Source organism: Fuerstiella marisgermanici, assembly GCF_001983935.1.
In the GTDB taxonomy this organism is placed as follows: domain Bacteria; phylum Planctomycetota; class Planctomycetia; order Planctomycetales; family Planctomycetaceae; genus Fuerstiella; species Fuerstiella marisgermanici.
On record NZ_CP017641.1, the window covers coordinates 8697545 to 8710421 of the forward strand.

Consider the following 12877-nt stretch of genomic DNA (forward strand, 5'->3'; position numbering starts at 1 on the left):
CAGGTCGTGAACGTGCAATTCGAGGCACATATTCGCATTTCCGATCCGCCGCAACAGGTGAACAGCCAACGATTGGAACGCACGCTCCTTGCTTCTACACTTCCGCCGCATTCGAACTGATGGACGCGGACGGGAACTCATGTCGAAACGGAAGGCCAAGCCAACCAGTGCCGCGTCAAACGCGACGGTCGGGCAACTTGAAAAGATCGTGTCCGGTGGACAGACGGGGGTGGATCGAGCGGCTCTCGACGCCGCGTTAGAGGCCGGCCTTCCAATTGGTGGCTGGTGTCCTGTTGGTCGGCGGTCCGAAGCTGGGCGTATTCCCGCAGTCTATCCCCTTCAGGAAACGGCCGCGAAATCCTACGCCATTCGCACAGAATGGAACGTCCGCGACTCCGATGGAACCCTGATCATTGTGCTGGCCGACATCAGCAGCGGCACTAAACTGACCGTCGGGATGGCTCGAAAGCTGCAGAAACCGTTCAAGGTTGTGCATCTGCGTCCTGCAAAAGCGCCCAGCCTGTTTAGGGATGAGAATTCGCTGAATGACGCGGTAGAAACAGTTGTCGACTGGATTCGCGACCATAGAATTCGCGTCCTTAATGTGGCGGGGCCGCGCGGCAGTTCTGATGACGCCGTTTACCCGGAATCCCGCCAATTCGTAAGTTTGCTGCTGGAACAACTGACCAAAGATCGCGATTGAGACATGGCCGAAAACTACATCATGACGATTGATCAACTTACTCGTATGTATGACGAGAAGGAGATACTCAAGGATGTCTGCCTGTCCTTCTACCCCGGCGCGAAGATTGGCGTGCTTGGCAACAACGGTGCTGGCAAGAGTACGTTGCTGCGAATTATGGCGGGTGAAGACACCGACTACATGGGCACGGTGCGACCAGCCAAAGGCATTAAGATTGGCTACTTTCCTCAGGAACCACGCCTTGATCCGGAGAAAACCGTCGGTGAATGTGTGGAAGATGCTGTCGCTGAATCGCGAGCGGTCCTCGACGAATTCAACGAACTGAGCATGAAGCTGGGCGAAGAAATGTCGCCCGAAGAAATGGACAAGGTCCTGGAAAAGCAGGCCAAAGTTCAGGACCAGATCGACGCCGCCAACCTGTGGGAACTGGACCGGACCCTGGAGATCGCGGCGGACGCGATGAGACTTCCCGAAGCGGATGCCATCATCGGAAACCTATCCGGCGGTGAAAAGCGGCGAGTGGCGTTGTGCCAGTTGCTGCTGATGAGTCCTGACATTCTGCTGCTGGACGAACCGACCAACCACCTTGACGCGTCTTCCGTTTCGTGGCTGGAAAAATTCCTGCACACCTTTCCCGGAACCGTCGTCGCGATCACTCACGATCGCTACTTTCTGGACAACGTCGCTGGCTGGATTCTGGAACTCGATCGCGGCCGAGGCATCCCGTACGAAGGCAATTATACTTCGTGGCTGGAGCAGAAAAAGAAACGACTCGAACAGGAAGAACGCGGCGAAACTCGCCACCAGAAGGAACTCAAGAAAGAACTTGAGTGGGTGCGAATGTCTCCCAAGGCGCGAGCCACAAAGAATAAGGCTCGCCTGGAACGCTACGAACAATTGCAGGCCAAAGAATACGACGCTCGCGACGAGGCCGCTCAGATTCAGATCCCGACAACTCGTGCACTCGGTAAGAAAGTCGTCATCACGGAAGGCTTGTCGAAGTCGTTCGACGGTCGCATGATATTTGAGAACATGAGTTTCGACTTGCCACCCGGTGGGATCGTCGGAATCGTCGGCCCGAACGGTGCGGGCAAGACGACTTTGTTTAAGATCATCATGGGCACCGAGAAACCAGATTCCGGCACGATCGATATCGGTGACACGGTCGACATCTCATACGTCGATCAGTCGCGAGATTCACTGGACCCGAAGAAGTCCGTGTACGAAGAAATCTCAGGCGGTGCCGAGATTCTGGAAGTCGGCAAGACGAAAATTCACGCGCGAGCCTACTGCGGGCGATTCAACTTTAAGGGCAAGGACCAGCAGAAATTCGTCGGCGACCTGTCCGGCGGGGAACGCAACCGAGTCCACATGGCCAAGCTACTGCGTTCCGGCGGCAACCTCCTGCTGCTCGACGAACCGACAAACGACCTGGACATCGACACGTTGCGAGCTCTGGAAGAAGGCTTGTCCACGTTTGGCGGTTGTGCTGTAGTCGTCAGCCACGATCGCTGGTTCCTTGACCGCATCGCGACTCATATTCTGTCGTTCGAAGGTGACGGCACAGTCGTGTGGTGCGAGGGCAACTACCAGATGTACGAACGCGAACGCAAAGAACGCCTCGGCGAAGAATCCGAACGCCCCACCACCGGCCGCTTCAAACCACTCACCCGCTAGGCCGGTACGCACCGGCGGGCGGTTGGCGTGGCGAGGGAGTGAGCCGGACGAAAACGGAGGCGCCGGCGTTGGTTTCGCTGGGTGGCCGGTGCCCATCGGCGCGGCGTGCGAGTGAGCATGGTAGAAGCGGAAGCGTCGCCGTTGGTCGCTGGCAATTGTCGAGGAATAAGTTCTTCCTGTGGCTGCCTGGCTCGGATGACGTGGAACTTACGTCTTGCGTTCTTCACTATTGAGCAGATTCAATCGCGACCTGAACAAGTCGGGTTCACTGCTGCGTTAACCCCTCCCGCAATTTGTTGTGGGAGGGGTCGATCGAGCGAAGCAAGATGGTCCATCCGGGTTCTTTTTGGGTGAGGCGTTAATTCGTTAGTTTTCGTGGGATGCAGGGAACAGACTTTTACGAACAGATTTTGGGACTGACGGGGCCGTGGTTTGTGGCGGACGTTCAGCTGGATATGGAAGCTCAACAGGTCGACGTTTTCGTCGAACATGGCGAGGGCGAAACTTTTTGCTGTCCGGATTGCGACAGGCAGCTGCCGTGCTATGACCACACGAAGTCTCGCAAATGGCGGCATCTGGACACGATGCAATTTGCGACCATCCTTCATGCCCGCACGCCTCGCGTGAAGTGCCCGGATCATGGCGTCAAACAGATCAGGCTTCCCTGGGCGGAAAAGAACAGCCGCTTCTCATTGTTCTTTGAACGCTTCGCCATCGACGTTCTTCTGGCCACACAAACCGTGAAAGGGGCGTGCAGCATTCTGGGGATCTCATGGGATGAATCGTGGCACATTCTGCAGAAGGCGGTGGCTCGCGGGAAGGATCGCAAACAATCGAAGAACCTCCCTCGAATCGGCATCGACGAGAAAGCCTTTCGAAAACGACACAACTACGTCACGCTGATCTATGACTTGGACAAGAGCACTGTCGAAGCGATTTCCGATGGTCATGACACGGCAGCCGCTGATGCCTGTTTCGATCAGCTTTCCGACAGTGAAAAGCAGTCTGTGGAGGCGGTTGCGATGGACATGAGTGCCGCATACGTCAAGAGCACCAAAGGCAACATTGCATTGGCCGAACAGAAGATTGTGCACGACCGCTTTCACATCATGAAGCTGGCAACCGAAGCCGTCGACAAGGTCCGTCGGTCGGAGCAGAAGAAGCTTCGCGCCGAAGGCGATGATCGATTGACGGGAACTCGTTATCTGTGGCTTTCGGGCCAGGAGAATCTCAGCGAAAAACAGCAGGAACGCTTTGATGCCGCATGGAAGGCAGAGTTACTCACGGGCAAAGCGTGGGCCTACAAGGAGATGCTGCGAGACCTCTGGGTTCATGACACTCCGGCAGAGGCCACGACGTTCTTCAATGACTGGTACAAGCGAGTCATCCACACAAAGCTGGAGCCAATGAAGAAAGTCGCTCGCACGATCAAAGAACGCTTAGCCAATGTGGTGAGCTACTGCACTCACGGAATCACAAACGCCGTCGCCGAAGGAATGAACAGCAAAATCATGGCCATCAAACGAAGAGTCGGCGGATACCGAAACCGCGACAACTTCAAAACCGCCATCCTCTTCTACTGCGGAGGACTCGACCTCTACCCACAATAATCCCGGATGGACCAGCAAGATCGGGGGAGGGGCGAACGCATTGATGTAGCGACCCTGCCTGTGCCGATCCGCTAAACAATCATTCCGAAGCGACCGCTGTGCCGTTTTTATTCCTCGTCGGTGTCAGCTTCGCTCGGGGGCGATTCACTGGCATCATCCACCTGCACTTCAGCCGCGGGCGGCGCGTTTAGTTTTGCATAGACCTTATTCGCTGTCAGACAGGCCAACACGCACGACACGCAGAAGCCGATCACAGCCACGACGATCATCGCCTGAGGAACCTTGCGTTCACCAACGAGATCTTTGCGCGTTCCCAGATAAATCAGCGACGCAGCCAGAGCCGGAAGTCCGATGACGGTACAGGCCTGAGCGATCGTAATCAGCGCGACCGTGCTGCCTTCCTGGGCAAGCGACGCGATCGCGACGCCCATTCCGACCAGCAGTGCTAAAGCAGTCATGTGCAGCGGCCACTTGTCCTGCAGCCGGGCTCCTAAGCCGAGCGAGTCTGACATTACGGTGCCGCCGATCATCGCGTTCACCAGGAACGAACTAAGTGCACCGGCCAGAATTCCGCCGCAGAAGATAAATTTGGCGGAAACGCCGAATGATGGCTCCAGTTGCCGAGCGACATCCGCCACGCTTTTCATTTCAACCGGATCGGGGTGACCGTAGAAGACTCGCCACGAAGTCAAAAGGATGATGGCCGTCATTCCGCCCAGCATGGTGATACTCACGACGGAGTCCGTCAGTGCTTCCTTCACTTCGCCCAGGCCCCAGCCCTTTTCTTTCACCAGATACGCCTGATAGAACGCTCCGCCAATGGAGAACGTCGTTCCGATCATGCCCAGCAAAGCCAGCCAGTCGGTGTCGCCGGTTGGTACGATCGGTTCGAAGCCACGGGGCTTGGCAAAGATCACGACGAAGTTGACCAGAAACGCCGTCCCCATCAGCGCCATGAGAATTTTCATGACGCTCTCGACAGACTTGTACAGATTCGGCAAAAGGTACAGAAAGCCAATGATCAGAACGTTGGCCGTCACGATGATTGCGCAACGAGGTCCAAAGCTTAACTGACCGTCGCCCAGCATCGGCTCAATTCCACCCAGCAACGCCACGTTGTTGGATGACTGAAAGAATGCCACCAGCGTAAACAGTGTGAGTCCAATTGCGACTGACACCCAGCGTCCCAGGCGACTTGCCAGTTCGTCGCACAAGCTCTTTTCGTAGACCGCTCCTAGACGAGCCGACAGTGCGACCATTGCGATCATCAGGATGGCCGCGATGACGACAACAGGCAGAGCGGCGATGCCCAGATTGGCTCCGACTTTGGAGCTGGTCAGAATCGAACCCGGCCCCAGCACGACTGCAGCGACGATAATGGCGGGACCAACAGACTTGAAAATGTTCTTCATGGTTTGGTTTTAGTGGGAAGTTGAACGGCGGGAAGAGCGGCAGCTGACGCCTGCAAATCGGGGGTGTAGAGGTCTGTGAATTGGGACGGTTTAAGCGGCTGGAGATCGATGGGATTTGATGCAGGCACACTGTGCCTTAGGTTGTCGTACGCAAATCATTGTTCGATGTTCTGGTGACGTGTACTTACCCTGCTGCGATACCGTCGCCGGTTTTCTTCTGCGTCATTTTCGAAACCAGAAACAGTGTGAGAAACCCGAGCGGTATCGTCACGATGCCTGGCTGGCTAAACGGAACATAGCCGGGGTGGCCGGTAATTTTGTAGACGTCTTTAAATGTGTCGGCACTGAGCAAGATCCAGCCGAGTGAGCTAATCATGCCGACAAGTACGGCCGCAATGACACCCTGTTTGGTCGTTTTGTTCCAGAACAGAATCATTACTAAAGCCGGAAGATTGGCCGATGCCGCGATGCTGAAGGCCCAGCCCACCAGGTAGCCGACATTCATACCCTGGAACTTAATTCCCAGCACGATCGCTATCACGCCAACCACGACCGATGAAATCTTGGCAACACGAACTTTTTCCGTATCGGTCATCTGCCAGCCCAGATAGCTGCTAAGCAGGTCATGAGTCACCGCGCCCGCGGATGCGAGAATCAGTCCGCTGACGGTGCCCAGCACGGTTGTAAAGGCGATGGCTGAGATCGCTCCGAACAGCCAGGTACTCATGCTTTTCGCCAGCAGCGGAGCAGCCATGTTACTGTTGGTGACGTCCATCGCGCCGCTTGTCATGGCTCCGAGGCCAAGATACAGCGTTAGCACATAGAAGAACCCGATGCTCGCGATGCCCACAATGGTGCTCTTGCGAGCACTGCTTTCGTCTTTCACCGTGTAGTAGCGAATCAGAATGTGGGGCAGCGATGCAGTCCCGCAAAACAGGGCCAGCATCAGCGAAAGAAAGTTCAGTTTGCCCATTATGGAATCGCCGCGAATGCCCGCGAACTTGGGATGTTCACCCGGTCGAAGTACTTCGGAACCTGGTGTTGGCTTCGGGAAGTACACGGTGGTCTTCGTGTCTTCGTCTTCCTGAATGTCAGCCTTGCGCCACAGAATCACTTCGCTTTTCTGCAGAGTGCTAAAAAATTCCGCCATGCCCAGCGGTCCCGTTTCTGACTCGCCATCGGGCAGCTTCGAAACTCGACCAATCGCGTCCAGAACGGCTTCGCCTTCGCCGGTCCCCATTGGTTTGCCGTTGATCAGCGTGCTGCCGGCGTCATCAGTGACCCACTGGCATTCGCGTAATAAGACCTCACCGCCGTCGTTGCCTGTCGAATCAATTCGCCAAACCGATGGATTTCCGGCTGCATCTTGCGTTCGGACAAACGGCTGATCGCTCCAACCACCATCGGCCGGCAATACGTTCTGGCCAATCGCTGCTTCCAGTGCGGCCTGATCAGACGTGATATCTGCAGGCAATGGTCCGACGGTAGCGAAGACTCGCTGGTCCTCTCCGGCAGGCATGGTGGAAAAACCGCGATCCAGAATCATCCACGTCAGAATCGCGCTGAAGATGACCAGCAGCGAGCCCTTCAGAAACTGAATCCACGTTGTCGAAACCATGCCAGCGGTCACCACAATCATGATGACCACCGTTCCGACCATCAGCACGCCCGCCCAGTGAGGCAGCCCGAGCAGTGGTTGCACCAACGCTCCCGCGCCCACCATCTGAGGGATCAGGTAAAAGATGCTGACCACCAGCGTGCTGATGCCTGCCGCGAGTTTAATGCCCTTGCTGTTGAACTTCGCGTCCAACGCATCGGCGAACGTGAACTTGCCCAGTCGCTTCATCGGTTCGGCGACAACAAACAGAGCCACGATCCACCCGGCCAGAAAGCCGATGGAATACAAGAATCCATCGTAGCCCGACACCGCGATCATGCCGCAGATGCCGAGGAATGAAGCTGCCGAAAGGTAGTCGCCCGCAAAAGCGATCCCGTTGACGAACCATGGGATTTGTCCATGAGCCGCGAAGTAGCCTTCTGACGACTTGGCTTTCCGTCCCAGCCAGAAGCTAAGTCCCAGCGTGAAGCCCACGAACCCCAGAAACAGAATAATGGCCTGCGAAGATGCTTCGTGAATCATTACACGTCCTCCGTTTTAGAGGACTCAGATTCACCTGCGGTTTCATTCGCAGCGACAGCGGCCGGCGGAGCTTCCGGTGCCGGGGCGTCTTCGCCTGTGCAAAGCATGCCGTAGATCAGAGCCAGCGCCAAAGCGGCGACGATGAGTCCGAAGCCGTACAAAATGGCGAGGTTAATCCCAGCCAGCGGCGTGATTTCCATGGTGTGCGGGGCGAAGGCATTCAGCAGCACGAAGCCGCCGTACAGCACCAAATAAACGCAAAACAACTGCAGCCCCAACCGGGCATTCTTCGATTCCATAATGTTCTCGCCGTTACCGTTCAAAAGTCAAAAACCGTTGCGGGCATTGGCCGAGCACCATAACCACTCGTTTAGGAAAACGGTAGGGAACGCCGAGGATCAAGCGGGGTAGGAAGACTTAAGAATCTGTTCTGCCGTGACTAATCGATACCTCGTGACGATTCACTGACCTTCGCGTCATTGAAGGAGACCCAAATTTCGATATCCAAACTGGCGCAGAGCGACAGGAACGGCGGAGAAAACGAAACCATTTTGTTGGCCGGACCAACATAGAACGTGGCTGTGGGACGGTTCGTTCGATCAATCGCGTAGTCCAGGTTTTTGTACTCTGCAGCGATAAGCCTTGTTAGTTCGTATTCGGCGTCGCTCCAATCCTCGACATCGCAGAGCCGGATCATCAGGGATGTCCCGGCGGGCCCTTCCCCAGCATCGTCAACAGGTTCCATCAATGACGCGCATGCTGACCGAAGCTCAGCCAAGGGAGATGTCGAGCAAATATGCAGGTAGGTATATGTTTCCCGCTCATCCATTCTTGCAAACATTCGAAATGGTAATGTGCTGCCTGACCGTGCCCGACCGTCACGCTCATATCTCGCACCGACGGCGCGTGTCGTTGCGATCACTGTCAGCTCCGGTTATGGATGCCCCTTTACACCGTTCTCGAACTTTTCGAAGTAGCCGTGCTGCTTGATGTCATCGAGATACGGTTGCACATACGACCACATAAAGACGGCCGTGCCATCCACCCCCAATCGGCTGGCGATGCTTAGATAGTCGTCGACGTCGGACGCCTTGTCGATTTGCCCGTGACTCGTCCTGATGCCCAGACACACTGTCACGTCGATCGGCTGCCCCAGTTTCTTGTTGATGTCGAGCGCGCCCTGGATTCGATCTTCAAACACCTGCAGGTATCGGTCGCCGTAGTTCTTCGGAAAGCAGTATCCCGACACGTTCACCATGTCGATGTACTTGTTCTTCGCCCACGTGCCCCAGTCCTGGGCGACGCGGTGGTTCTGAGTGACGTGTGGTCCCCACGAATAAATGGCCAACTTGATTTCCGGTTGCTGTCGGCGAAGTTCGACACTGATGTTACGCATTAGTTCCGTCAGGCAGTCTTCTTTGAATCGCTGCAAGGCCTGAGTTCGATCGGTCGCTGATTTGTCACTCATCAGCTTGTCGAACTCAATCGCCCCTTGAGGATCCAGTTGCATGGGCCGATTGTTAAATCTCAGGTAGTCCAGCAGCAACCCATCAGGTTTGTACTTTCCGGCGATTTCCTGCAGCACGGATACGACCCATGCCCTCGCCTGCGGATGGCAAGGGCTGATGTGGCCGATGGGGCTGCCCGTATCATCTCTCAGTGCCCAGTCGGGATGTTGCCGCAGAATGCCTTTCGGCTCATTCTTGCCGCAGGCCAAAACACAGATCACGGGATACACCTGCAATCCACGCGCTCGAGCAGCTCGAACGACCACACGCAGCGGGTCCCAGTTTGGGTACAGATTGGTGGGAATGATGTCTGTTGGGTACAGGGACGCCCCAGCCGTTGTTGTTGCGTAAGGCATCACAACTCGCAGCCCGGAAGCCTTGAACCTGTCCAACTGTTCTTCAATCGAACGTTCTCGGGTGGGAATGTCGGAACTCGAATCAAACATCCGAGGGATGTTCAGGTAAGCCCCCATGAACGGCTGGTCCTCACATTGAGCCGTCTTTGCACTCACTGCAGACAGGCACAATGTGGCCAGCAGCCACGGTGTTGCGCGACGTGCCTGTGGTCTTGTCGTCCTCATCGCCTGGTTTTTCCCTTGCCGGTTGTTCATTCTGGCTGTTCACTCTTGGGGACGAAATCTGATGTCGTCAGTCCGCCCGCTTGCGCACTCACCGTAGCGATATCCGACGGCGCATGGAAGTTTGGCGGGCGACTCAACGGCGGGTGTGGTTGAAGCGGGCCCGCATCAGGTTCAGTCAAAAAGTTGTCCCATGGCTACGAGGTCTCAGCCCCGTTTTATTCGGCCCCAGCGGACTTTGGTCGTCGGGCCATGTCCGCGCGTCGTAGTGCAGGAATGCCACCTCTGGGAGCAAGTTCGCTTGATTGCGGGTCCGAATGGTGTGCCAGTCTCAGGACTGGGATGCTCCGGTCCGCCCCTGCAAATCGCCGGAATGGGCACTCCTCGCGTGCCGATTGCCCTGACAAATTCCTACGAACTGCAAGTGTGGCATGGCCGCTGCAGACGCTGTGTTTGTTGACGCTTTTGGGCTTTGTGTTTTGTCTCACGGCCAGCTAAAGTCTAAGACCTACGGGCATTCACCCTGCGGTCACACCGTGAACGAATTTTGGGTTGTCGGGGCCATCGCCGACTCCTGACCGGATCGAAAAGTACACCGAATCAAATGATTTCGGGAGGATATTTGTGTCGGCGTATTATTGGATAGTCCTGAGCCTCCCGGCGTTGCTGCTGGCGATTGACTTCGGCTATCGGCAGTTCGCGACGCGCCGAATTCAGACGATCATTGAGAACGTACCGACTTTTGCCGCCGTTCCCGCATCAGCGCCGTCAGGGCGAGATGTGGTTCGGATTCCGACGAAGGACGGCCTGACGCTGGAAGGCTGTTTACACCTGCCGACTGGCGAACCTCAGGGAATTATTCTGTTCTGCCCGGAACTGAACGGCAATCACTGGACCGGGTTAACATATGGCCAGGCTTTGTTGGACGCAGGTTTCGCTGTGCTCGCGTTTGATTTCCGAAACCAGGGCTACAGCGAGCACCAGTCCGGCTATCAGCCGATTCATTGGGTGACCGAATTCGAATTGACGGACATCGAAGGCGTGCTCGCGTGGGCTCAGCAGCAGGAAGGCCTGGAGTCGTTGCCCGTGGGCATCTTCGGAGTTAGCCGAGGCGGCAGTGCGGCATTGCTGGCCGCAGCCCGGTTTCCTCAAATTCAGGCCGTCGTGACTGACAGCGGTTACGGGACGATGGCCATGATCCAACACTTCATGACGAAGTTCTCGCGGTACGTGGTGCCCGACTGGTTTTTCCATCGCCTGCCGCGCTGGCACGTGGTGTGGGTTCTGTGGCAAACGCTGGCTCGCAGCGAACGAAGCCGCAACTGCAGCTACGTGCATCTGGAACACGCGGCGCGACAGTTTGATCGGCCGGTACTGATGATTTCCGGTAGCCGCGATTCGTACGTCACGCCGCGAGTCACCCGCGAAGTGGCTCGGCTGTTGAGCTGCGAAGATTCTGTCTGGATCGTGGAAAATGCCAAGCACAACAAGCCGCGTGTGAAGGCGAAGGACGAGTACGACGACCGACTTGTGCAACATTTTCGGAAGCACCTTTGCAACGTTCCGGACGCCGAACTACGGCCTCAGGATTCGTTCCGCGTAGCGTGATTTCGATGCTCAGAAAGTAGGTGCCGACCGCCGGGCGGCACATCGCCGCAGGCGACCTACAACCTTGCAACAGCGAATTTCGCTGACTTGTGGCCGCGGAACAAGCGTTTCGCGCTACGAAGGCTGTTTCCCACGAGCCCAAACGGGCGACAACAAAAGGGAAACTGCTCTACCTGGCACGCACAGGCGACCGCCGAACTGCGGTTGACCACTCGACGCAACAGCAACCGAACCCTGAGCGCGGTTTGCCCAAGGGGAATTCCGTCGGGCCGCCGGAACCTACTTATTTGCCTGGACTTTCGGACTTGATTTCGTCCGCCGATTCCACAGCTGCCGCGTTCGCTTTTCGATCGTCGTCTCGACGCTGCAAATCGGCGTCGCTTAGCAGGAACCCCGCCACGCAGGCGGTCATGAAGGCGGCCAGAGTTCCTCCGGCCATGGCTCGTAGACCGAGTTTCGCGAGGTCGGACCGACGCCCTGGAGCAACTCCGCCAATGCCGCCGAGCTGAATTCCGATTGAGCTAAAGTTGGCGAAGCCGCACAAAGCGTAAGTCAGGATCATCTGCGTCCGCAGGCTGAAAGGCGTCTCCATTTTTCCCAACTGAGCGTACGCATAGAATTCGTTCAAAACGGTGCGCACGCCGAGAATTCCGCCCGCCGCAAGGCATTCGTCGGACTTGACTCCCATCAACCAGGCGAACGGAGCAAACACGTAGCCGAAGGCGAGTTCCATGGTCCACTTCTGAGCGCTGGGATAACTTAGGTAGTGAGCCACCAGGCCGCCGACCCACGACACGAAAGCGTTGCCCATCGCGACGAACGCCGTGAAGACGATCAACATCGCTCCCACGTTTAATGCGAGTTGCAAACCGGCCGAAGTGCCTTCCGCCGCCGCTTCGATGACGTTCACGCTGGGCGAATCGGCCGTGCCTTTGACGTTGCCCTGAGTCATTGACGATTCGGTTTCCGGCTGCATGATCTTCGCGATCATCAACGCCGCCGGCGCCGAAATGACCGAGGCCGTTAGCAGGTGCCCCGCATCGATGCCCATGCCGACGTACGCTGCCAACACGCCGCCCGCGATGGTCGCGAATCCGCCGACCATGACGACGTTGAGTTCCGACATCGTCATGTCTGCGACGTATGGCCGAATCACCAGCGGCGCTTCTGTTTGTCCGACAAAGATGTTGGCGGCGGCCGACAGAGTTTCTGCGCCGGACGTGCCGAGCGTCTTCTGCATCAGCCACGCCAGCGCCTTCACCACCAACTGCATGATGCCGAGGTGATACATCACCGACATGAGGGCTGAGAAGAAGATAATGGTCGGCAGAATACCGAACGCAAACGAACGCCACAGCGTGTATTGAGCCGGCAGGGTTTCCGTTTCGTTTCTTGGAAACACGTCAAACAGGAACGCACTGCCCGCGTCGACAAAACTAAGCACGCTGCGGAAGAAGTCGCCGATCGCAGCGAACGACGCTTCACCTGCGTCCGTCTTTAAAATCAGAAACGCGAACGCAAACTGCAGCAGCAAACCGCCGCCGACAATGCGTAGACTCACTCGCTTTTTGTGGGAACTCATCGCCCACGCCAGCAACATCATGACCAGCAAGCCCAGCAGGCTGATACCGCGTTCCATAC

Annotated in this window: 10 protein-coding genes; 4 read left to right on the forward strand and 6 right to left on the reverse strand. The window is 56.6% G+C overall.

Annotated features, from left to right (window positions below):
- The first annotated feature begins 139 nt into the window (after window positions 1-139).
- From Fuma_RS32950 to Fuma_RS32960, 3 genes are all read left to right on the forward strand, one after another.
- Window positions 140-703: a putative molybdenum carrier protein gene (locus tag Fuma_RS32950; RefSeq protein WP_077027857.1), complete on the forward strand. Its 564-nt coding sequence runs from the start codon at window positions 140-142 to the stop codon at window positions 701-703.
- 3 nt (window positions 704-706) lie between these two features.
- Complete coding sequence (gene ettA, locus Fuma_RS32955; RefSeq protein ID WP_077027858.1) at window positions 707-2380, forward strand: energy-dependent translational throttle protein EttA; 1674 nt, start codon at window positions 707-709, stop codon at window positions 2378-2380.
- 380 nt (window positions 2381-2760) lie between these two features.
- A complete protein-coding gene (locus Fuma_RS32960; protein WP_077022615.1) occupies window positions 2761-3990 on the forward strand; it encodes an ISL3 family transposase in 1230 nt (409 codons plus the stop codon).
- Between the two features lie 107 nt (window positions 3991-4097).
- Here the strand turns inward: Fuma_RS32960 and Fuma_RS32965 are convergent, their stop codons facing one another.
- The 5 genes from Fuma_RS32965 to Fuma_RS32985 all read right to left on the reverse strand — a co-directional run bounded on the left by Fuma_RS32965 (window position 4098) and on the right by Fuma_RS32985 (window position 9631).
- Window positions 4098-5402: an NRAMP family divalent metal transporter gene (locus tag Fuma_RS32965; RefSeq protein WP_077027859.1), complete on the reverse strand. Its 1305-nt coding sequence runs from the start codon at window positions 5400-5402 to the stop codon at window positions 4098-4100.
- 184 nt (window positions 5403-5586) lie between these two features.
- Window positions 5587-7542: a sodium/solute symporter gene (locus Fuma_RS32970; protein WP_077027860.1), complete on the reverse strand. Its 1956-nt coding sequence runs from the start codon at window positions 7540-7542 to the stop codon at window positions 5587-5589.
- Window positions 7542-7841, reverse strand: coding sequence for a DUF485 domain-containing protein (locus Fuma_RS32975; RefSeq protein WP_099091847.1), 300 nt, complete (start codon window positions 7839-7841; stop codon window positions 7542-7544). Before Fuma_RS32975 ends, Fuma_RS32970 begins: the two co-directional genes overlap by 1 nt.
- Before the next feature lie 140 nt (window positions 7842-7981).
- Window positions 7982-8239: a hypothetical protein gene (locus Fuma_RS32980; protein ID WP_077027862.1), complete on the reverse strand. Its 258-nt coding sequence runs from the start codon at window positions 8237-8239 to the stop codon at window positions 7982-7984.
- Window positions 8240-8476: 237 nt separating this feature from the next.
- A complete protein-coding gene (locus tag Fuma_RS32985) occupies window positions 8477-9631 on the reverse strand; it encodes a family 10 glycosylhydrolase (protein ID WP_158521212.1) in 1155 nt (384 codons plus the stop codon).
- Between the two features lie 621 nt (window positions 9632-10252).
- Here Fuma_RS32985 and Fuma_RS32990 point away from each other — a divergent pair.
- Window positions 10253-11236, forward strand: coding sequence for an alpha/beta hydrolase (locus Fuma_RS32990; RefSeq protein WP_158521213.1), 984 nt, complete (start codon window positions 10253-10255; stop codon window positions 11234-11236).
- A 283-nt stretch (window positions 11237-11519) separates the two neighbouring features.
- On the opposite strand, the gene Fuma_RS32995 is transcribed toward Fuma_RS32990, so the two are convergent.
- Complete coding sequence (locus Fuma_RS32995) at window positions 11520-12875, reverse strand: NupC/NupG family nucleoside CNT transporter (protein ID WP_077027865.1); 1356 nt, start codon at window positions 12873-12875, stop codon at window positions 11520-11522.
- Between the last annotated feature and the right edge of the window lie 2 nt (window positions 12876-12877).